The 21,404-nt window shown below is 41.5% G+C and carries 19 protein-coding genes; 4 read left to right on the forward strand and 15 right to left on the reverse strand.

Features of this window, described 5'->3' with window-relative positions:
• Positions 1–9 precede the first annotated feature (9 nt).
• From BS636_RS15990 to BS636_RS16010, 5 genes are all read right to left on the reverse strand, one after another.
• On the reverse strand, positions 10–1,248 hold the full coding sequence (locus BS636_RS15990; RefSeq protein WP_099339772.1) for an FAD-dependent oxidoreductase: 1,239 nt from the start codon (positions 1,246–1,248) through the stop codon (positions 10–12).
• 40 nt (positions 1,249–1,288) lie between these two features.
• Positions 1,289–2,182, reverse strand: coding sequence for a bifunctional 5,10-methylenetetrahydrofolate dehydrogenase/5,10-methenyltetrahydrofolate cyclohydrolase (locus tag BS636_RS15995; protein ID WP_099339773.1), 894 nt, complete (start codon positions 2,180–2,182; stop codon positions 1,289–1,291).
• Positions 2,179–3,045: a formyltetrahydrofolate deformylase gene (purU, locus tag BS636_RS16000; protein WP_099339774.1), complete on the reverse strand. Its 867-nt coding sequence runs from the start codon at positions 3,043–3,045 to the stop codon at positions 2,179–2,181. The genes BS636_RS15995 and purU (BS636_RS16000) overlap by 4 nt, the downstream gene beginning before the upstream one ends.
• 218 nt (positions 3,046–3,263) lie before the next feature.
• On the reverse strand, positions 3,264–3,497 hold the full coding sequence (locus tag BS636_RS16005; protein WP_099339775.1) for a hypothetical protein: 234 nt from the start codon (positions 3,495–3,497) through the stop codon (positions 3,264–3,266).
• Between the two features lie 187 nt (positions 3,498–3,684).
• Complete coding sequence (locus tag BS636_RS16010) at positions 3,685–4,002, reverse strand: DMT family transporter (protein WP_099339776.1); 318 nt, start codon at positions 4,000–4,002, stop codon at positions 3,685–3,687.
• A gap of 213 nt (positions 4,003–4,215) precedes the next feature.
• On the opposite strand from BS636_RS16010, the gene purU (BS636_RS16015) reads away from it, so the two are divergent.
• Together purU (BS636_RS16015) and BS636_RS16020 are read left to right on the forward strand one after the other, a co-directional pair.
• Complete coding sequence (gene purU / locus BS636_RS16015) at positions 4,216–5,082, forward strand: formyltetrahydrofolate deformylase (protein ID WP_099339777.1); 867 nt, start codon at positions 4,216–4,218, stop codon at positions 5,080–5,082.
• 120 nt (positions 5,083–5,202) lie between these two features.
• Positions 5,203–5,541, forward strand: coding sequence for a P-II family nitrogen regulator (locus BS636_RS16020; RefSeq protein ID WP_099339778.1), 339 nt, complete (start codon positions 5,203–5,205; stop codon positions 5,539–5,541).
• Between the two features lie 102 nt (positions 5,542–5,643).
• Here the strand turns inward: BS636_RS16020 and BS636_RS16025 are convergent, their stop codons facing one another.
• The 8 genes from BS636_RS16025 to BS636_RS16060 form a co-directional block, all read right to left on the reverse strand.
• Positions 5,644–6,774, reverse strand: a complete 1,131-nt coding sequence (locus BS636_RS16025; protein ID WP_099339779.1) for an aminomethyltransferase family protein — start codon at positions 6,772–6,774, stop codon at positions 5,644–5,646.
• A gap of 47 nt (positions 6,775–6,821) precedes the next feature.
• Entirely contained in the window at positions 6,822–7,841 is a 1,020-nt protein-coding gene (locus tag BS636_RS16030) for a heme-dependent oxidative N-demethylase family protein (protein WP_099339780.1), read from the reverse strand.
• A gap of 17 nt (positions 7,842–7,858) precedes the next feature.
• Complete coding sequence (locus BS636_RS16035) at positions 7,859–8,803, reverse strand: PDR/VanB family oxidoreductase (RefSeq protein ID WP_099339781.1); 945 nt, start codon at positions 8,801–8,803, stop codon at positions 7,859–7,861.
• Positions 8,800–9,330 carry a dimethylamine monooxygenase subunit DmmA family protein gene (locus tag BS636_RS16040; RefSeq protein WP_150129005.1) on the reverse strand — a complete coding sequence of 177 codons (531 nt, stop codon included), beginning with the start codon at positions 9,328–9,330 and terminating at the stop codon, positions 8,800–8,802. The genes BS636_RS16035 and BS636_RS16040 overlap by 4 nt, the downstream gene beginning before the upstream one ends.
• Before the next feature lie 188 nt (positions 9,331–9,518).
• Positions 9,519–10,883: an NAD(P)-binding domain-containing protein gene (locus BS636_RS16045; protein WP_099339783.1), complete on the reverse strand. Its 1,365-nt coding sequence runs from the start codon at positions 10,881–10,883 to the stop codon at positions 9,519–9,521.
• Positions 10,884–10,999: 116 nt separating this feature from the next.
• Positions 11,000–11,782 (reverse strand): PAS domain-containing protein, encoded by a 783-nt coding sequence (locus tag BS636_RS16050; protein WP_099339784.1) that lies wholly within the window; start codon positions 11,780–11,782, stop codon positions 11,000–11,002.
• A 3-nt stretch (positions 11,783–11,785) separates the two neighbouring features.
• On the reverse strand, positions 11,786–12,478 hold the full coding sequence (locus tag BS636_RS16055; protein WP_099339785.1) for a response regulator: 693 nt from the start codon (positions 12,476–12,478) through the stop codon (positions 11,786–11,788).
• A 3-nt stretch (positions 12,479–12,481) separates the two neighbouring features.
• Positions 12,482–13,657, reverse strand: a complete 1,176-nt coding sequence (locus BS636_RS16060) for a sensor histidine kinase (protein ID WP_099339786.1) — start codon at positions 13,655–13,657, stop codon at positions 12,482–12,484.
• 146 nt (positions 13,658–13,803) lie between these two features.
• Here BS636_RS16060 and BS636_RS16065 point away from each other — a divergent pair, with 146 nt between their 5' ends.
• Complete coding sequence (locus tag BS636_RS16065) at positions 13,804–16,167, forward strand: DUF1989 domain-containing protein (RefSeq protein WP_416202917.1); 2,364 nt, start codon at positions 13,804–13,806, stop codon at positions 16,165–16,167.
• A gap of 1,043 nt (positions 16,168–17,210) precedes the next feature.
• Here BS636_RS16065 and BS636_RS16070 read toward each other — a convergent pair.
• Positions 17,211–18,122 (reverse strand): ParB/RepB/Spo0J family partition protein, encoded by a 912-nt coding sequence (locus BS636_RS16070; protein WP_099339788.1) that lies wholly within the window; start codon positions 18,120–18,122, stop codon positions 17,211–17,213.
• Between the two features lie 14 nt (positions 18,123–18,136).
• Complete coding sequence (locus BS636_RS16075) at positions 18,137–18,910, reverse strand: ParA family protein (RefSeq protein ID WP_099339789.1); 774 nt, start codon at positions 18,908–18,910, stop codon at positions 18,137–18,139.
• Positions 18,911–19,766: 856 nt separating this feature from the next.
• Between BS636_RS16075 and BS636_RS16080 the strand changes: the two genes are divergently transcribed.
• The gene (locus BS636_RS16080) at positions 19,767–20,939 is read left to right on the forward strand and encodes a replication initiation protein (RefSeq protein WP_099339790.1); all 1,173 of its coding nucleotides are present in this window, start codon (positions 19,767–19,769) and stop codon (positions 20,937–20,939) included.
• Positions 20,940–21,404: the final 465 nt, after the last annotated feature.

Consider the following 21,404-nt stretch of genomic DNA (forward strand, 5'->3'; position numbering starts at 1 on the left):
CATATCTCCTTAGTGGCTCGCCGCAGTTGCGCCCATTTCATTGACTTGCTGGAATCGACTGAAACGTGATAGTTCAAATGGCTTGATCAGTTCAGGGGTCTTGCCAGTGGCGACCAGTTCAGCCATGGTCTTGCCGCAGATTGGTGTTGACTTGAAGCCCCATGTTCCCCAGCCAGCATCCAGGTAATAGTTGTCATACGGTGATTTACCCATAATTGGACTGTAATCCGGGGTCATATCCGTGATACCAGCCCATTGGCGCATTAACTTGGCATTCGCCATGAACGGAAACATTTCAATGGCATGTGCAAGCAGGCTTTCTTTTAAATCTAGGGTAGATCGGGTGTTATACAGTGGGTATGGATCAGAACCACCACCAAAAACAATTTCCCCCCGACTGGTTTGCTGGACATAACAGTGCAATGCCGAAGAACTCACCAATGGATTGATAAATGGCTTAAATGGCTGTGAGACCATCGCTTGCAAAGGAAAAGTATGAATCGGTGAACGGATATGGAGTTTATTCATGAGCAAGCTAGAAGCACCGGCAATCGCCTGTACCACACAGCCACACTGCACAGTACCGCGATTGGTTTTTACTGCAGTCACACGGTTGCCTTCAGTGACAAAATCTTGTACTTCAGTTAACTGGTGAATCTCCACACCACGTTTGGCAGCCCCTTTGGCATAGCCCCATGCTACCGCATCATGACGTGCAGTTGCCCCATCGATATGCCATAGACCTGCCAGCACCGGCAAATGTGCAGGATCCAGGTTTAGACATGGCACCAGTTCCTTGATCTGCTGGCGGTCAATCAATTCTGTACGCCCACCAAAATGTTTATTGACTTCGGCACGCTGACGAAATGCGCGGACTGTTGAATCAGTATGCGCTAAGGTTAACTGACCACGCTCGGAATACATGATGTTGAAATCAAACTCATTGGAAAGATTCTTAAACATGTTGACCGATTCAGCATAGAATTTCACACCTTCTGAAGTCAGGTAATTAGAGCGAATCACAGCCGTGTTACGTGCAGTATTTCCCCCACCTAAATAGGCTTTCTCCAATACAGCGATATTGGTGATGCCTTCATATTTAGCCAAGTAATAGGCGGTTGCCAAGCCATGCCCACCACCGCCGATGATGACCACGTCATAGTGTGATTTAAGGTCCTTCGGTGGAGGCAAATCCACTTCAACTGGATATTCACTGCTTAATCCATATTTGAGTAGTCCAAGTGGCATATGTTTTCCTCCACGGTATCTCTGATACCTGTTTTATTTTTTAAAATACTTTTGTCTGTAATCTGGCCGCATCAAGCGTATTTTTCATAAGATAGGCAATCGTCATCGGCCCTACCCCGCCCGGAACTGGTGTGATTGCCTTGACATGCTCAACTACAGCACCAAAATCCACATCACCAACTAGGCGGTTTTTGCCATTCACCTGAATGCGGTTGATGCCTACATCAATCACGACTGCGTTTTCATTGAGATAATCTGTGTTGAGCATCAAAGGTCGGCCGACAGCCGCAATCACAATATCTGCCTGCTTACACAGCTGCTGAATATTTTTGGTTTTTGAATGGACAACTGTTACCGTGCAGCTTTCTTTTAAAAGCAACGCGGCCATAGGTTTGCCTACAATATTTGAACGTCCGACCACTACCGCATGTAGGCCACTTAAATCATTACCCAATGTGTCTTTGAGCAGGCGGATACAACCTGTTGGTGTGCATGGTGTCAGCACATCACGGCCTTGGCTTAAACCACCTACGTTCTCACTATGGAAACCGTCGACATCTTTTTTTGGATCAATACGTTCCAGCACTGCGGTTTCATTGATATGTTTTGGTAATGGCAGCTGCACCAAGATGCCATGCACACTTGCATCTGCATTCAGTTCATCAATTTTTGCCAGCAGTACCTCTTCTGCAGTATTAGCATCCATACGAAACTCTAGCGAACGGATACCAACAAACTGAGCTTTTTCTACTTTATTACGTACGTAGACATGGCTGGCAGGATCATCACCGATTAAAACTACGGCCAGACAAGGCTCAATACCTTTAGATTTAAATTCCAGAACATCTGCTTTAACTTCTTCAAGTACAGCAGTGGCGGTTGCCTTGCCATCAATGATCTGCGCAGACTGAGTTAAATTTACGCTACTGTTCATTTGAATATCACCGTACGGTCATCGTTAAGGAATACACGGTGCTCGACAAAATATTTCACCGCTTTGGACAGGGCAACTGTTTCGGTATCACGACCTATGGAAACCAGGTCATCCGGTAAATAGGCATGATCCACACGCTGCACTTCCTGTTCAATGATCGGACCTTCATCCAGGTCACCTGTGACAAAGTGTGCCGTTGCTCCAATCAGTTTCACCCCGCGCTCAAAAGCCTGATGGTAAGGTTTTGCACCTTTAAAGCCAGGCAAGAAGGAATGGTGAATGTTGATGGCACGACCAGACAGCTGCTTGCAGAGGTTGTCGGAAAGGATCTGCATGTAACGGGCAAGAATGACCAGTTGAGTCTGGGTTTCATCGACAATTTTGAGCAGTTCCGCTTCCTGCTGTTGTTTGGTGTCCTTGGTGACTGGCAGATAGATAAAGCGGATGCCTTCACGTTCAGCAATGGGACGTAGATCCAGATGGTTGGAAACAATCGCGGTGATTTCAAAGTCCAGTTCACCCTTGTGATGACGGTAAAGTAGATTCAACAGACAGTGGTCGAACTTACTGACCATGATCAGCACCTTCATCGGCTGGGCACAGTCATAAAAACTCGCCTGCATGTTGAACTGCGCTTTAACTGCATCAAAGCCCTGTTTCAAGGCTTCAATATCTCCATCCCCTTCATTGAAGCGAAAGACAATTCGGGTAAAAAACTGACCTGTAGTTTCATCATCGTATTGTGCCATCTCACTGATGTAGCACTGTTGTGCTGCCAGATATCCACTAATAGCGGCAACAATACCAGATGCTGCTGGACAGGTAATTTTTAAAATATATTGCGCTAAATCTGTTTTTGGCATGGAAATTTCCCTTAAAAACTTTTCAATCATGTGATCTGAATCGTCTATCATTATTTTCCTATTAGGAAAATATATTTCTTTAAGGGAATTTATATTGGATTTTTTTTAAACTGTCTATAGTTTTATGAATATTTTTTTCTTGTTATGAATATTTTTTTATTTTTGAGTAGTAAAATTTATACTGCGGCACAGAGCTCTATGCCGCGGTTAAAGGTGAATCAACATAAAACATCAACTTTGTAATACTGCTTAAGCTGAAGCAGGTTCTGAAATGGCTGTGTAGATTGCAATAACTGATTCAAACGTTCGTGAAACAAATGAATCATGCCTTGGGTACATTGAATGCTCCAAGCTTTCATGGTTTTCTTGTCGTCATTCAGCATATAAATTTCACAGGTGTTTATATCTACCATACGGATATTTTTAATCGTGAAATGTTCTGGATAACTCATACTGTGTTCTCCTTTTTATAATGCATGCATCAGTGATGCAGACAAACTGAAGCAATTAATACGCCAACTTTGTACTGGAAAATATTGAAGATAAATTAGGCTCTACAAATTCTTTTGTTTACTCATATGAATAATATATGCATTAGATTTGTACACTAAGCTGAAAATTGCACCGTTTTTAATCATTTCAATTGGTAGAGACTTTCATCAGGATCAAACCGCTGAAGATCAAAAAGGCGGCCAGAATGCGAACCATGCTGGCAGATTCACCTAATATGAGAATACCGACTAGAAATGAACCGACCACGCCTATGCCAGCCCAAATAGTATAGGCAGTACCAAGTGGCAGGGTCTTCATTGAATAGCTGAGTAAGAAAAAACTCAGTATTACAAAAAATAGAGTCAATATCGTGGGACCAAGACGTGTGAAACCTTCAGAAAGTTTCATTGAATATGCCCATACAATTTCAAGTAGTCCTGCAAATATAAGAACAATCCATGCCATTGATTTAAACCTTGCCTGAGAAATAAATACTCTAGACATGGTGCTCAGCCCTGCAAAGAAAGCCTATACCCCTTAAGGCATACCTACAAAATCCCGCCAGCCTTACTCTTAAGCGATATAGACACAAAATTCTCATCTTTTATATTGAGCACTCAATTTTTCAAATATTTATATATAAAAAAATTTCAAATTGATCACGCTCAGGAGACCCTTATGGCACAAGATCATATCCAACAATATGTCCTGAAAATCCGTTGCCCGGCTGCCTCTGGTATTGTTGCTGCCATTACTGGATACCTGGCAAAAAATGATTGTTATATTGGGGAAATGGCACAATACGATGATGAAACTACAGGTCAGTTTTTTACCCGAATTGTCTTTCGCTTCAATGAAGGGGATGGAGATATTGAAGCCTTGAAACAGGGCTTTGATGCAGTTAAAGCGCAGTTCAACATGCAGGCGAGTTTTTATGACTGTGCCCAGCCGATGAAGGTGCTGATCATGGTCAGTAAGTTCGACCACTGTCTGTTGAATCTACTTTACCGTCATCACAAGGGTGAACTGGACTTTGAAATCACCGCGATTGTTTCCAACCATCTGGATCTACGTCCCATTGCTGAACGTGAAGGCATCCGCTTTATCTATCTGCCAGTCACCAAGGACACCAAACAACAGCAGGAAGCGGAACTGCTCAAAATTGTCGATGAAACCCAGACTCAACTGGTCATTCTTGCCCGTTACATGCAGATCCTTTCCGACAACCTCTGCAAGCAGCTGTCTGGTCGTGCCATCAACATTCACCATTCCTTCTTGCCTGGCTTTAAAGGTGCAAAACCTTACCATCAGGCTTTTGAGCGCGGGGTGAAACTGATTGGAGCAACGGCACACTTTGTCACAGGTGACCTGGATGAAGGTCCGATCATTGAACAGGAAGTGCAGCGTGTGGATCATGCCTATTTACCGGATGACCTGGTTTCCATAGGTCGTGATACCGAAACAGTTGCCCTGTCCAAAGCGGTGAAATATTTTTCTGAATATCGTGTTTTCCTGAATGATGATCGAACCGTAGTCTTCAAGTGAACCTGTCTGTAGTGCTGTAAAAATAACTTATATTTACAGCACTTATCTCATTAAAAACCACTACTTCGGCATTAATTTTGCTTAATTATTAGACAATAATTATTTTTAAAGGGGAATATAATGAAATTAATCACAGCAATTATTAAACCATTCAAACTCGATGAGGTACGTAGTGAACTGTCTGAACAAGGCATTCAGGGTTTAACGGTCACCGAAGTTAAAGGTGCAGGTCGTCAAAAAGGTCATACAGAAATGTACCGTGGTGCAGAATACAACATCGAATTTGTTCCGAAGATGAAACTGGAAATTGCTGTGACGGATGATCAGGTTGACCTAGCAATTGAAGCAATTACTAAAACTGCCTCAACAGGTAAAATTGGAGATGGTAAAATCTTTGTAGTTAACTTGGAACAAGTTATCCGTATCCGTACCAGAGAGATTAGTGAAGCTGCAATTTAAGTCAAACATATACGGATCAAAGCTGCCTGATGGCAGCTTTTTATATGGGTGATCACTTTTCAATAGAAAGCCTACCCGAAGGCAGGCAGTGCAGTAACCAATTTAGCCTTTTGCTGTACGTTTCAGCTTTTGTGGATCATCGAATGGCAGTGTGTGTGTTATGGCACTTACCTCCAGACTGCCTTTAACCTGGATCGATCTGCCCTGTACAGCATAGTCCACATCAACACGGGCAATTGCCACAGATTTCCCGGTCAATGGTGAGTACATACCGCAGGTGATCACACCAATTTTTTTGTCACCATCCCAAAGTGTATCTCCCATTTCTGAGGCTTGCGTGCCTTCCAGTAGTACACCAAATATTTTAAAGCGTTCTTTATCCTGTAAACGTTGATGCTCATAACAGCCGCGGAACTCACCTTTTGTAGGAGAAACGGTAAAATCTAGTCCCAGTTCCCACAGCGTGTCTCCACAGGTGTCATTTTCAAATGGGAAATATTCAGAGTTATCATAAGGGAAAAACAGCAGGTAACTTTCAGTACGCAACCAGTCCAGTGTAGTAAATGAACAAGGAATAATCCCATAAGAGGCCCCCCTCTCTAGGATGGTTTCCCAGATCATCGGTGCATCTGCTGCCTTACAGAAAATCTCATAGCCACGCTCACCTGTATATCCAGTACGGGAGATCATCACCGGAGCCCCAAATAGCTTGGTTTGCAGATGATGGAAATATGGCAAATCCCGAATGCCCGGCACATGTTCAGCCAGGAAATCTACCGCGAAAGGTCCCTGCAATGACAGGTCATGCAGGTCATCATCAAACAGGACCGCCACTTGACGTCCCACAGCTGAACGCACCAGCATTTCATGACCAATCCCAGTACCATGTACCACCATAAAAGCATTCGGTCCGGTACGGTAAATCACGCAATCATCTACAAATTTACCCTGTTCATTCAGCATCGTAGCATAGACTGACTTGCCCGGATAGAGTTTAGAAATATCCCGTGTAGTGGCATATTCCAGCAGGCTTTCCGCATGAGGTCCTACATAATGGACTTTTTTCAGGCCTGAAACATCCATCAATCCGGCTTTGGTACGAATAGCAGTATAGTGATCTGCAATATCTGAGTTATAAGTCCATGCGGTGCCCATCCCGTTCCAGTCTTCTAGTTTTGAGCCAAGCTGACGGTGATGAGTAGCTAGGGCGGAAATACGCCAAGAATTTGCCATTCGATTAGATTCCTTAAATGAATAATTTATTTATCAGTTGCTAAGAGTTAATTGTTGTCTGAATCAAATTGACTCAGCCATTGCACAAGGGGTTCACGGTATTCACTAATGCCTTTATAGTCGGCAATAGGCTCTGGTAAATCACGAATCACACGGTGCAAACGCTGAGCCCAAGCTGGATTCGTGCATAGGTCATTCAGGCTGATCAGATAGGTACGAATACTAAATAGCAGTGCATTGCTCGGTGCCAGGCGTGGCATCATTTGCAGTTCGACACGCAGATGTAACATATGACCGGCATTTTCAGCCGTGACCAGACTTCGTTCATATCCCCAGAGGTAATAAGTTTCGGATGAGGTATCCATACGTGGATTGACCGTCATGGTCCAGTTCAGACGGCGGTAAGGCTGCCCAACCTGAATGTTCAACAGGAACTTGAGTGCTCGATCGAATACCCCCAAGTTATGGGCTAGCTGTGGAACTGGTGCATGCCACTGCTTGAAGCTCATGCCAGCATCGAAATTCAATGACCAATCTGCAGGGCCGGTGATCATGCCCGTGTCCATAAACAGGTCACCATCACGCTGATCCAGAATTGCTACATCCCCTTGAAACTGGCGGCTAATAAATTCAAACGGATGCATTGGCAGTGTTTCTGTGTCCCCAAAAACAAACTGCTGATCAATATTCAGCGGTCGATTGGTCCAGTGCCAGTGATTGCCACGTTTGCTGAGTTGGAAATGCTCCGGATAATCTGTAGCGTAACGCTCCATGACCATCGCCAGAAAATCCCAGCTCGCCTGCAGCATATGTGGCATGATAATGCAGCGTTTAGGATCCTGTTCTAGGGTCAGACGACGCTCATTCATTTCCGTAACATAATGTTCATCTATATCAAACCAATGCTCGAAAATAGTCCCTGGCCTTGACGTTGCAGGTTCGATATTGACCGAATACATGTATTGGTCTTCTGGAAATGGAAATGGAAAACGTTCGATTGCTTTTCTGCTGTTGTAATAGCTGAACTCATCATGCATGTTTTCATTGGGATTGAATTGCACGGTCATTGCGTTTTCCCCTGTTGTTATATATCTAAATGAAGGCATTGCCTGGCTTTGGCGCGCGAAACACACGGCATCAGCAGACTTTGTTGTTCCTGTAGGCTGAGATAATGATCCAGATGTTCCACTTCTCCCGCACTGTACGGCGTTACGCACTGGCCGCAGACCCCACCGCGGCAAAGATTGGGTATCTCTACTCCATTAGCTTCCAGAGCTTCCAGCATGCTGAAATCACTAGCCACATGTATGTTTCTATCGGATTTAGTCAGATGCACATCAAATGCAATACCCGGTGCCGGTGAGTTAAATGCTTCCCAATGCACCCGATTCGGTGACCAGCCCAATTTTTCAGCCGTGGAGGCAACTGCCTGAATCAGACGTTCAGGCCCACAGATATAGACATGAGTATTCAGATGCTGCTGACTGAGTAGTGCTTCGACATCCAGCCGCTGCTGGTTTTTTTCTGAATAGATATGCACCTGATCATTGAACAGCTGTTTCAAGTCTGCTTCATAGGCATTACTGATACCGTCACGGCAGGCATAGTGCAGTTCAAAACTGTCACCCGCATGCAACATAAAACGCATATGTGACATGAATGGAGTAATACCAATGCCTCCGGCAATAAAGATATGATGCTGTGCCTGCGAGTGAATCGAAAAAAGATTGAGTGGTGCTAAAATGCTGAGCTGGTCACCCACTTTAACCTGTTCATGCAGATATCTGGAGCCGCCACGGGACTGTTCCTGCAAGCGTACGGCAATTTTGTATTCATGTTGATCATAAGGGTCATTCAGTAATGAATATGCATTACGCAATACACGGTCAGGCAGCGGCAGTTGCACCACAATATGACTGCCTGAAGAAAATGGCAGTAGCGGATGATCCACTGCTTCAAAACTAAATTCACGAATAACCGGCGTAATCTGCTGAATTTCCTTAACACGTACAGAAATATTTAAACTCATGATGCTGCTCCCAATGGCTGATGAACATTTGCACAGACGCCCATATATGCACCCAGTCGCTGTGAAAAATGAGCACGTATCATGAGATGAACTTTGCACTGTTCACAGGTGCAATATTCTTTTTCTTGGGTAATTTGCTGATGACCACAATGTACACAGTACACTTGCTTCTTTGGCTGCCCATCTGTATGCAGGATCTGGGTAAACTCCTCTTTCAAACAGCCCAGCTGAGTCAAAGAGCGCTGTATTTTCCAGATAAAAGTTTCATTGCCTACCACAATACTATGTACGCCTGCCTTGGCCTGACTCAGGTATTGAGTCAGAGCATGCAGCACTGCTTCTAGTCCATATTCATCCGCAGATGGCTGGATCAGCAACTGGTATGGGGTAGCTTCGCCTAAATGACCTCTAATCTGTTCAAGCACTGCATCATCTTCCTGTTCTATCAAGATCAAATAGGAGGAAGCAGAAATTCGAATATCGCGGTAATCCTGATAAGTTGGTGTACTGTGCATAGTATTCGACATCAGCTGAACGCATCCCCTGAAAACGTTATGGTTCAATATTTAAAGGATTCCTGAGTCCTGCACTATTCCCTAAAAAACATACTCCATTTGAGGTATGCAGCTGGTCTGCAACTCCACCTTTCACATAAAAAAGCAGAACCGAAGGCTCAGGTTCTGCCGGAAAGGAACTTTATTTTGGAGTAGAAGAATTACCCTGCTTTTTGCTTTACTGTAGATCCAGCATGTAGATAAGCATCTAGGGAGTCGTCCAGTGCTTCCAGCCATGTAGTGTGATGTGGGGAGGCTTGGGTACCTGTCATTAAAGAACGATAGGTATGATCCCGGAAGGTCATAATGTTTTCTTTCTTATGTTTTTTCCAGGCCAGAAAAGTCTGTCGCACACCTTCAATATCAAAGGTCGGATAATCTGTCTGTTCAATTAAACGCATGATGTAATCCCCCTGAAACTTATACATGGCATGCACATCCTCCAGAGATTTTTCTGCCTCATGCCATGCTAATGTGTCAGCCTGCATTTCCAGCAAAGATGGCAATTTGATCCGGCCCAGCATGACATCACGGGCAAACCAAGCCTGTGCATCAAACATATTGAAGGAATACCATTGATCCTGCATGCCTAAGTAAAACAGTTTTGGATTCTGTTCCCACACCACTCCTTGGTATAGATTTAATGGATACAGAATATTATTGGTTCTTAAACTCAAGGATCCTTCAATAAATGGAAAATGGTGCAGATAGCCTGTACACAAAATGATGGCATCTACAGCCGCTGAACTGCCATCCTGAAAATAAGCATGGGTCTGATCCACATGAGTCAACTGTGGTCGTTCAGACCAGTTTTCTGGCCACTTATAGCCCATTGGGGCGCTGCGGTAACAGCTGATGATATTTCTGGCTCCATATTTATAGCACTGCGAGCCGATATCTTCTGCGGAATAGCTACTGCCGACAATTAACACATTTTTGTTTTTGAATTCTAGTGCATCACGAAAATCATGAGCATGCAAAATACGCCCACCAAATTTTTCGAAGCCTGGATATTCAGGAATCCGCGGTGTAGAAAAATGTCCAGATGCCACCACGACATAATCAAATGTTTCAGTATAGGTTCGCTCATCAGCATAATCATGTACCGTCACTGAAAACAGCTGGCTTACATCGTCAAAGCTAACATAGCGTACTGCAGTATTAAAACGTACATATTGGCGGACATTGGCTTTTTCTACGCGTCCTTTAATATAATCCCACAGGACTTCACGCGGTGGATAAGAGCCTATGGGACGGCCAAAATGCTCATCAAAGGTATAATCAGCAAACTCCAGACATTCTTTTGGCCCATTTGACCATAGATAGCGATACATACTGCTATGTACTGGCTCTCCGTGCTCATCCATCCCCGTATGCCAGGTGTAATTCCACTGTCCACCCCAGTCGGCCTGTTTTTCAAAGCAGACTAATTCTGGAATTTCAACACCTTTCGCCTGTGCAGACTGAAATGCTCTTAATTGCGCCATTCCGCTTGGCCCAGCCCCAATAATTGCAACTCGTGTCATGGTGGATCTCCATGTTTGTATTAAACAAATGCGATGTTGCAAATAACTTAGCGTGTGAAGAAAGTTCAGGTAATTCCTCAGAATGAGTACACAATTGTGTATATATTTTTTTAATTTTAATGCAGGGTTTCAGCCTGTGTTTGAAAGACGATGCCATCTATTCCCAGCACCATACCACTGTCAGAATAAACGCCCTGACCAATTTCCTGTACCCAGCGCACGTGGTCTGTGCCATCCATTAGCCGGTAACGGATATGAAAGCAGCCATGCTGCTCTAGTGCCTGTTGGATGTTTTGCCAGACATACTCGCGATCATCTGGATGGATCAGCTGGCCATAGAGTGGAGTATTGAGGAGCTCTTGCTCATTGTGTCCTGTAATCCGTTGGCAGCCTTCACTGACATATTCCATAGTCCAGTCACGGTTATTACGTGAACGGTACATCATCATAGGCATCCGCTGCAGGACGCCTTTTAACATCCGCTGCTGTGCATCTTTGACACTACGTGCTTTAACCAGATCTGTCTGCTCTCTGGCAATCATGCACCAGATTCGTCTAAAAGAACTTGTACCCTCAGGCTCAAGTTCAATTTTCTGAATAGTAGCCTCAAACCATGCTAGTGCCTGCAGATGATCAATGAACCGTATATGTAATGGTTTACCCAGCTGTGATTGCATTTCTTTGACGAAACTATATAAATCTTCAGGATAAAGATGGGAGGTTAAATCGCCTGTACCAGCATGACTGAAATTGTGCCAGGCCTGATTGGCCTTGAGAATTCGCATCTGTTCATCAAAAATCACGACACCTTCCTGTAGCTGCTCTAAGACAGGCGTCCAGCATTGTTCCAAAACTACATTATCATTCAGTGAATAAATATCTGAAATTATAGGTGACATATTTCAACCCTCTTCTACAGCATTGAATTCTGAAAGATTCAGGTTTTGGTGTGCCCAAACTGATAGTTCCAGCCTGGAGTGTAAATTCAATTTACGCAGCAGATTTTTCACATACACTTTTACTGTGCCATCACTAATTCCCAGTTCCCTTGCGATTAATTTATTGTTTAATCCTTTGGCAATCAGCTTCAGTGTTTCCCGTTCGCGCTGGGTCATATCATGCAACAAGTGTGCATTGTGCTGCTGTCTAGACACAGGTTTCTGAACCGGCATGCTTCTGAATTGTTGTGCCAGAATATGAATACTTCTCTCTTGCAATACCGTTTTTCCTGCATATACCTGGTACAGATTCTCCAGGATCACTTCAGGCAAGGTATCTTTGGCTAAAAATCCATGTGCACCATAGCGTAGCGCATCTAGCAGAGCCTGCTCCTCCTCACATGCTGTCAGCATGATAACCTTGAGCTGATGCTCACGAGAGCTCAGTGCTTTCAACACTTCAATGCCTGACATTTCTGGCATTTGAATGTCCAGCAAAAGAATATCTGGACAGGCATGACCGAGTGACTGGATAAAATCATATCCGGATGAATATTCCTGCATCAGGCTAAAGTCATCAGACTGCCGGATGATATCAGTCACCCCACGACGAAATAGTGCGTGATCGTCAACAATACTGACCTGAATAGATGGCATGAATCAGTCCTCCGAAGCCAACTGCAATTTTAAATCTACGCAGGTTCCATGAGGCTGCACCGGGTAAATGCGCAGCACCGCCCCGATCCGCTCTGCACGTTCCTGCATGATCTCCAGCCCAAAGCTGTCTTTACGTTTAAGTTCTGGACGAATCCCCTGTCCATTGTCAGAAATGCAGATATGCAGATGACTCACTTGAATTTCTAGCGTCACTTTGGCATATGACGCATGAGCATGACGCACAATATTGCTTAAGCTTTCCCGAATGATATATAGCACCTGTACAGACTGTCTGGGCTGGATACTGATGTGATGCACCCGATGATCGAGCTCAAAGACAATACTGGACTGCTGTTCAAATTCCTGAATAACTTTTTTTAAAGCCACAATAAAATCGAGTTCCTGATAGGCTAATCTGGAGGCAGTGATCAGTTCACGCACCTGCTGATAGGCATAATGGGTATAACTAGAAATTTCTTCGACCTGTTCATAAAATTCTGGATACTTTCCCTGTTTGCATTGCTGGCACAGTTGTGCTGATTTTAATCTTAAGAAACCTAGAATCTGGGCAATGCTGTCATGCAGATCTGCTGAAAATGCTTTCCTTTCCTGTTGCAGCACATCCTGTATATAACGTTTCTGCTGATCACGTTCTTGAAAGCCTTGCTGAATACATTTATCCAGCTGCCGGAGCAAAGGCTGATGAGCCTGGTGGCTATCATTAATATTCAAATACAACCGCCATACCATAAAGTCTTGACCGACCAGCATTAGATCTGCGACATGCTGACCGATGTACACCGTTTCTGCCCAGCTTTGAATATCACTATGTGAAGATAATGGCAGCAGTATCTGCTGGATCCGTGTGATAGCTGATGCCCTCAGCCCCTCCTCCACCGCATGATAGATAAAACATTCCTGAGTAAACGGATAACACAGCACAACCGCACAGTCCGGGATATGTTCCACTGGTTGTTGCGATTTCAGATACTCCAGACATTTGGGCAATTCACTGTTCAAATCCTTAACATGGCTCAGCTGATTTTTCAGCTGTAAACAATAGGACTCAAACCTGTACGCTGCCAGTTCCTGCTGAAGCTGCTTGACTTGAGCAAGCATGCCGTTTTGCTCATGCTCAAATAATGCATTCTTTCCGTAATCCATCATTTTTGCACTCATATCGTTCCATAAAAATAATAATTCGAATTTATTCTTAATAGTTATATTTTTTGAGCATTAATCATGCCAATTATCATCTATCCCATCAGAGGTATCTCCTCGGAGAAATAGAAGCAGCGTTGAAAAAAGGCCAAGATAATCAAAGAATGATATGGACCTTTGGTGAGCATATGGGATATTTATCTGCACCGAATACAATAGACACCTTTCAGGATGCTTTTATCCATCTGCTGCAGCCGATTAGGGCACTCCATCTACGGGTGGATCCTCAAACTCTACAATGCTTCTATCTGGATACAGGAGATGAAATTGAGCTATGTTTATCTGGACAGACCGTTGAACTTCTGGCACTTAATGAAACAGCTCAACCATTTTTCGAAGCACTCGAAAGCCTTAAGACTCCCTATACTATAAGTCCAGCGGCACAGACCCTGGCACAGCTCCAGCAACAGACACCTTCTGCTCAAGCTTTGCAGTATCAACTCGATCACTATCAGCTGTCACAGGAGCTGCTTCAGCAGGCTTGGCAGATCACAGATCAGTACGCTATACGTCTTCGTGCAAATCAGCCTGTTCAAGTGTATGTGTTTAATACTGGTCTAGATCAGGATATTACTCTGCCATTCAGCTTGGAAGAACTCTCAGTTAAGCTGTATAAAGCACAGCCCATGGAGCAGTATCTGCCAGAGCCTTTGGCTAAACCTGTCCAGGAAATTCATGTGCCGCGTGCCTCTGCACGCACTTATATGGTGAAAAAAGGTCAATGGATTCAGATTATTGATGTTTCAGGGAAACAATGTTCAGACTTTCTAGCCTTTGACCAGCATGCACTGGCTCACGGGATTGAGATTAGTCTCGATGCTGTAGCGACCCGGACAGTACTAGGCCAGGCCGTACCAAGACCTGGACTGCATTCTCGTTTTTATGGCACAGACATGCAAAGCCTAGTAGAAGTAGTACAAGATACTGTCGGACGCCATGATATGTTTTTAACTGCTTGCAGCCCTAAATTCTATGAAGACTCCGGCTACTTTGGTCATATTTCCTGTACAGACAATTTTAACAAAGTACTAAAACCTTATCACATCGCATCACGTGCATCCTGGCCTGCTATTAACTTTTTCTATAACACCTTTGTCGAGGACTGCGGTAGCATCGGCATGGATGAACCATGGTCCAGACCTGGGGATTATGTGCTGTTGCGAGCCAACCGTGACCTGATCTGTGCCAGCTCTGCCTGTCCTGATGATATCGATCCGTCTAATGGCTGGATACCAACTGACATTCATATCCGGATTTATGCCGAGACAGAACACTTCAACCGATCCCAGCATTACCGGATCACGCCTGAGGAGCAACCTCGAATGACCATGTCATCTGGATTTTTTTCAAGAATCAATACACTTACCTCCAAAATCAGTGAATATAAAGGCTATTGGGTCGCTAATGAGTATGATGGATGGGGAGCAACAGCAGAGTATCTGGCATGCCGTGAACGTGTAGCTATGCTGGATCTAAGTGCCCTGCGTAAATTTGATATTGCTGGCCCGGATGCTGAAGTCTTTATGCAGTATGTTCTCACCCGCAATGTCCGAAAGCTGGCAGTTGGTGAAATTGCCTATTCTGCGTCCTGCTTGGAAACCGGAGGTATGGTAGATGACGGTACGATTTTCCGTATGGGTCAGCAGAATTTTCGTTGGATTTGTGGAGACGAATATTCCGGAATTTGGCTCAAGCAGAAATCACAAGAAATGGGCTATCAGGTCAGTATCCGAAATGCCTCACAACAGATTCATAATTTAGCAGTTCAAGGTCCTAAAAGTCGTGAATTGCTCAGTAAAATCATATGGACGCCGGAGCATCAACCTTCTTTAGAAAAGTTAGCGTGGTTCCATTTCACTTTAGGTAAATTAGGCGGCCCAACGGGTATTCCTCTCATGGTGTCACGCACCGGCTATACAGGTGAACTTGGCTTCGAAATCTGGTGTCACCCAAGTCATGCAGAACAGTTATGGGATACCATTTGGACAGAAGGTCAACAATATGAAATTGCTCCAATGGGCTTTGATGCATTAGATATGCTGCGTATTGAAGCAGGGTTAATTTTTGCAGCTCATGAATTTGATGCTGAAACCAATCCGTTTGAAGCCGGCATTGGCTTTACCGTACCGATGAAAACAAAAGAAGAGGATTTTATTGGAAAACAAGCACTGCAAAACCAAAATCCAGCTAGTCGAAAGAAACTAATGGGGCTGGTTTTAGATGGTAGTGAACCAGTACATCATGGCGATAAAATTTATGCGGGACGTTTTCCTGTTGGTGTAGTGACCAGCAGTACGCTTTCACCCTTGTTGAAAAAACAAATCGCCCTGTGTCGCTTGGCACCAGAATATGCTCAAGCTGATATCGCACTGGAAGTTGGACATTTAGACGGTCACAAAAAGCGTCTTGGTGCCAAAGTAGTGTCGCTGCCATTTTACGACCCTGAACGCACTCGTGTACGTTCCTAGCAATAGATCCCTTTAACCAACTACGAAGAGAACCTAGCCTCGGCTGGGTTCTCTTCATCCTTTTTAATAAGGTAAAGAGGTTTTCTCTGAAACCGACATTCTGCCCTGCTATTGATTAAACAATATTTTATTAAATTTCAAAATTACACACTAGACTTGCAGTAGTTGAGACAACTTAACTTTTAAAAAACATAGATTCAAAATAAAGAACCTTTCTTACCGGTTATCCATTTTATGAGATAACTTTTTAAAATCGATTGGCTCATGGAAAGAACTGAAGTATTTATTAAATTAATCTCTGTTGCAGATCGTGAAGGTTTTAAGGCAGATCAACTTATTTTAAGCATCTTAATAAGCCAAAGAATCAAAAAAATACTAATTTCTAATCAATATTAGGCTTTATTGTGGGTTATCAATCCTTACAGATCAGAAATTATCCACAATTTCTGTGGATAAACTTGGGATAATTTTATCCGTCTGTGTACGCATATGCTCACATAAATCTCGGCCTTTGCGGCTAGGCGATCAGACTGTGATTCCCTATCATGGGGAAATAGAGAGCAGGAAGCTACATACAAGAATAACAATAGATAAGCACAAGGATTGTAAGGTACGACAGGAGTTATACCGAGCGAACCAATATGAAAAAACCTGGCAGGATGAAAAGCACCCTTCAAGTTAGACACTCTTAGTCTAACTTGAAGGGTGCTTTTCTATGGCTAAATATTCTCAAGAATTTAGACTTGAAGTTGTTCAATTTTACTTAATGAATCTAGGTAGACAACGAGCAACAGCTAATCATTTTAACATAGCAATATACTGATCATAGTAAGGGAATTGGCGTAGATGTTAATTACTTAATTCTATTATGTAACAGTATTGGCAGAAACAGGATTTATAGATAGTTTTTCAGCTAGCCTTCATTTATCAAGATGAATTCTATAGCTACTCAAGTACTCTCATTAAAGATAATGAAATTCCTCATAATAGCTTTCAAAATATAGGTGTTTTTCAAGCTTCTGATAAAAAGGTGTAGCAAGTTGCTACACCTTTTCATTTTTCTGAACTAGCCCTTTTAAAAAATTTTCTAGCTGCAATAAACTAGCTTCATCAATTTGCGAAATATTCAGCGAAACTTTAAGTTGTTTATCACTGAGTTTTATATTTCCAGCAACTCTACCATTATATTCAATCTTGCGAATTACAGATGTTGTTGTCAGTTTTTCAGAACCTTCACTAAGCAATTTCTCAGCATATATAGCAGCTTTAGTCTGCTCCAGCTTTTTATCTTTAACTTTATCCCAAGCTTTAAGTAATACTGTTTCAGCTTCAGAAAGTTGCTGCAGATGGTCTGACAAAAACTTTTTAAATGCAGTTGCAGCAGTACGTCCAAGTAAGTTTGGATCTACTTCAAGATCATTTAAAATTGTTTTAGGTAGTTTTTCATAAGATAGATATTTATACATATCCTCTCGGTTTAAACCAAGAGATTTAGCTAAGCGCTGTTTATTTTTCTTTAAATTCTCGTCTAAAGCATTCAACCCTACAAAAACTTCATAATCTGTCAGATCCTGACGTTTTAAATTTTCTGCTAAAGTCAGCAATGATGCTTCTTCATCGTTCGCATCAATAATGATTGCTTCGATTACAGTTTTACCAAGCTGTTGATGCGCACGTAAACGGCGTTCGCCTGCGATCAGTTCATATTTTAGATTATCCAGCTTACGAACTGTAATCGGCTGTAAAAGGCCAACTTCTTCAATAGAATTTGCTAGTTCTGTTAGCTCTAGCTCGTCAAATATTTTTCGAGGCTGATTTGGGCTTTTACTGATATCCTCAATTGGGACATTACGCCGAAATTCTTTCAACTCTTTGATGTTGTCTTTTTGAGCTTGTTGATGTTTCTGTGTATTCTGTTTCAATTTCTGAGCTAAAAGCTCTTTGGTGCTCGCCATAATATTCTCAAATTTTATACTTTAGCCACTATTTCAGCTGCTAGGCTTTCAAATGCCTTACGTACTTTTGAACCTTTTTCTACTTTTAACAGAGACTGTTGTAAAATTGCTGCTTGATTAACTTTGGTACTTTGAGGAATAGTAGTTTCTAAAATTTTACCAACTTGTTTAAGTGCTTCATCACGAATCAATTTACACACATTCTGACGTTCATCATGCTTGATTAACAAGGCACCTAAAAGTTTGAGATCAGCATTAATACGTTTAATCTTTTCCATATGATTTAAAAGATCCGTTACCCCGTAAAGACCATATTGTGAACCTGATTCAATTGGAATAATTACATGTGTAGAAGATGCTAGAGCATTACTAGTCAACAATTTCAGACTTGGTGGACAATCAATCAAGATAAAATCATATAGATCTTTAAGTAATTCTAGTTTAATTGTAAGTTCTTCAGATGGGCGTGGTGCTTCTTCTTTCAGTTGATCTTCAGTTTTTCCTAAATTTAATGATCCATAAATCAATGATACATTTTCAAAATTAGTTTCTTCTTGTAAGGCATCTGCTAATAAAGAAATATCACCTACAAGTAATTCTGCTGTTGTGACAGCAACTTCACTAGGATGTTGAACTCCAATGTGCAAACTTGCATTTGCTTGTGGATCTAAATCAATAACTAGAACTTTATTACCCAGATTTGCAAGTTCTGATGCCAAGTGAACAACTGTTGTTGTTTTACCACATCCGCCTTTGTGATTGGCAACAGCAATAATTTTTGCAGACATACGTGTCAGATGCTTCCGTATTTGATTGTTAGTTAATATAAATAACTTTCACTAAACTTACTATAGTTTTTAAATTTATAAACCCTGTTTGTTCAGATGTAAAACAACTTAAAAAATAAATTTTACCTAAGCTAGCTTAATTAATAATTAGTATAATTAGTTATTTAGCTAATTAATAATTAGAGCCGATTTTTCAATATAAAAAACAATGCCTTATGGTTTTTAAAGTGGAAGGTTTGTCACTGAAAGGTGGAAGGTTTGTCACTGAAAGGTGGAAGGTTTATCATTGAAAAGTGTAATGATTGTCACTGAAAGGTGGAAGGTTTGTCACTGAAAAGTGAAAGGCTTGTCACTATGGTGGAAGGCTTGTCATCAATTATTTGAAATAGTCAAAATAATCAAATTAAATAATTTTAAAACAATAGCTTAACTTGTTGATAAAGATGTTTTAAATAGCTTTAATAGTGGAGTGTCTGTCACGCAGACCTCTTTTATTGTGGATAACTTTATTTTTAAAGATATTTTCTGATGATTATGTATTCAGTTGATTCTTTAAATCATATATCAAAGGTGGAAGCCTTGTCATATCTAAGTTTCAATTTCATCCAACTTCATTTAAACCTAAAAAATAATGAGTAAAAATACATCTATCTGGCAATTTTTTCTCATATAAGGTGGAAGGTCTGTCACTTATTGGTGGAATAAAATATAAAAATTCCACTTTTAGATGCTAATCCACGTACAATTGCCCTTTTTTGATGACAAGCTTTCCACTTTTGCACTCTTATGGTGAAATTGTTGAAAATTTTTCCACTTTTGTTTATAAACGAATAGTCGAATTACAAATATTACGGTTATGACAGAAGCTAATCCGCTGCAAGAAGAATCTAATTATGTACCTTACTGTATTGGCAACATTCGCCATAATGGAGTTGTTAGTACCAGCAATCGATTGATTCGTCCAATTGAGTTGTCGGCAAACGAATATAAAGCACTGTTGTATGCTATGGCGGTGGCAAATTATGGGGAAAAGAATAGTGCAGATCGTGAGATAACTGAACAAACTTATATTTATTTATATAAGGATGATTTGGCTGATTTGCTTGGGCTTAGTAAACGTAATTCGATTAATGTTGCAATCGATCGTATTTATAAAGAACTTTCATCTCGAGTAGCTCACTTCATTATTGAAGAACCGGCTGATGACAGAAAGAAAAAAACTAAAAAGGTTCACTCTGTTGTTCCTATTATCCGTGAGTTGAGATGGGAAGATGATTCTAAAAATGCAATTCAAATCCGTTTTACCAGTGAAGTTTTGCCCTATTTTACTCAGCTTGCGGGTGGAAATTTTACGACCTATCAGCTCAAGCACCTATTTGCATTAGATTCAGTCGCAAGTATGAGTCTGTATACTTATTTTGTTAAAAATGAATTTAAGTATAGTCAACAAAAGAACTATGAAATACCACTTCTGCTTGAAAATCTTAAAGCTTTAATTGATATTAATGAAACCAAATACGATCGTTGGGTAGATTTCAGACGCTACGTGCTGGATAAGATCGTGGCTGAGATTAATGAAAATACAGATCTGCAGTTAGAATATGAAACAATTAAGAAAGGTCGTCCAATTATTGGAGTAAATTTCAAACTGCAACGTCGTATAGCAGAAAAAAGCCATACTGATGCCGCACCGGTTGAGAAAATTTATCTGGATGTACCATTTGAAGATAATGCTCTGGTAAAAGAACTGGGTGCAAAATTTGATACGAATGTACGTTCCTGGTACATTTATAGTGATGATGATAAATACAACCAGTTTAAGAAATGGTTTAAAAAATCAGGTTGTCTGACTGATTCTCAGGCAAATATTGTTATTAATGACACCTTATTCCAGATGGACTTCGCTGAAATCGGAATAAGTCTGAATGATTTCAAACGAAATATGAAACATAAACTAAAGAACAACCCTGAATTTGTTGAAAGCATTCGTGAACGTCTGAATGAGCTTTTTGGTAAAGAAGTGATTTAGGAAAAAGTGTAGCAAGTTGCTACACTTTAGGAATATATAGTTATCCCTGCTTTTTGGGATTCATAAGAATGCTTGTAGCACAATAAGCTAAATTATCAATGAATTAATTCTTATGATTAACAGAATTCTGTTTGCTTACCAGCATCAGAGAAGATTAAGAACAGATACCTGTAAAACCATATAAAATCCGAGTGTTTTTCATTCCAATAATATTATTGGTATAGATGGGTAACGGTGTAGCATAACTAGATGCTGTTACATTTAGAATAATGCCAAAATACATTAGTAAGCAAAACTATTTGCTTTATAACCTCCTATATTCAAATCAAGTAAATTAATCCCTTAGTCATGACCAAAATTCACATAGCAGCCATCCTACTTTTAATTTTTTTAGCCTAAGCATAAGTGAGTATAGTGATTTAGCTTTAATTTTCAGAGTTAATTCTATGGATAGTAATCATAGTG

This window comes from Acinetobacter sp. LoGeW2-3 (assembly GCF_002688565.1).
Lineage (GTDB): Bacteria > Pseudomonadota > Gammaproteobacteria > Pseudomonadales > Moraxellaceae > Acinetobacter.

Excerpts from the sequence above, each read along its gene's own strand:
- BS636_RS16040 (WP_150129005.1), bottom strand. The coding sequence starts at position 9,330 with ATGTCGAATACTATGCACAGTACACCAACTTATCAGGATTACCGCGAT.
- BS636_RS16055 (WP_099339785.1), bottom strand. The coding sequence starts at position 12,478 with ATGCCATCTATTCAGGTCAGTATTGTTGACGATCACGCACTATTTCGT.
- BS636_RS16010 (WP_099339776.1), bottom strand. The coding sequence starts at position 4,002 with ATGGCATGGATTGTTCTTATATTTGCAGGACTACTTGAAATTGTATGG.
- BS636_RS16075 (WP_099339789.1), bottom strand. The coding sequence starts at position 18,910 with ATGTCTGCAAAAATTATTGCTGTTGCCAATCACAAAGGCGGATGTGGT.
- BS636_RS16045 (WP_099339783.1), bottom strand. The coding sequence starts at position 10,883 with ATGACACGAGTTGCAATTATTGGGGCTGGGCCAAGCGGAATGGCGCAA.
- BS636_RS16035 (WP_099339781.1), bottom strand. The coding sequence starts at position 8,803 with ATGAGTTTAAATATTTCTGTACGTGTTAAGGAAATTCAGCAGATTACG.
- BS636_RS16025 (WP_099339779.1), bottom strand. The coding sequence starts at position 6,774 with ATGGCAAATTCTTGGCGTATTTCCGCCCTAGCTACTCATCACCGTCAG.
- purU (WP_099339774.1), bottom strand. The coding sequence starts at position 3,045 with ATGCCAAAAACAGATTTAGCGCAATATATTTTAAAAATTACCTGTCCA.
- BS636_RS16065 (WP_416202917.1), top strand. The coding sequence starts at position 13,804 with ATGATATGGACCTTTGGTGAGCATATGGGATATTTATCTGCACCGAAT.
- BS636_RS15995 (WP_099339773.1), bottom strand. The coding sequence starts at position 2,182 with ATGAACAGTAGCGTAAATTTAACTCAGTCTGCGCAGATCATTGATGGC.
- BS636_RS16030 (WP_099339780.1), bottom strand. The coding sequence starts at position 7,841 with ATGACCGTGCAATTCAATCCCAATGAAAACATGCATGATGAGTTCAGC.
- BS636_RS16020 (WP_099339778.1), top strand. The coding sequence starts at position 5,203 with ATGAAATTAATCACAGCAATTATTAAACCATTCAAACTCGATGAGGTA.
- BS636_RS16060 (WP_099339786.1), bottom strand. The coding sequence starts at position 13,657 with ATGAGTGCAAAAATGATGGATTACGGAAAGAATGCATTATTTGAGCAT.
- BS636_RS15990 (WP_099339772.1), bottom strand. The coding sequence starts at position 1,248 with ATGCCACTTGGACTACTCAAATATGGATTAAGCAGTGAATATCCAGTT.
- BS636_RS16050 (WP_099339784.1), bottom strand. The coding sequence starts at position 11,782 with ATGTCACCTATAATTTCAGATATTTATTCACTGAATGATAATGTAGTT.
- BS636_RS16080 (WP_099339790.1), top strand. The coding sequence starts at position 19,767 with ATGACAGAAGCTAATCCGCTGCAAGAAGAATCTAATTATGTACCTTAC.
- purU (WP_099339777.1), top strand. The coding sequence starts at position 4,216 with ATGGCACAAGATCATATCCAACAATATGTCCTGAAAATCCGTTGCCCG.
- BS636_RS16070 (WP_099339788.1), bottom strand. The coding sequence starts at position 18,122 with ATGGCGAGCACCAAAGAGCTTTTAGCTCAGAAATTGAAACAGAATACA.
- BS636_RS16005 (WP_099339775.1), bottom strand. The coding sequence starts at position 3,497 with ATGAGTTATCCAGAACATTTCACGATTAAAAATATCCGTATGGTAGAT.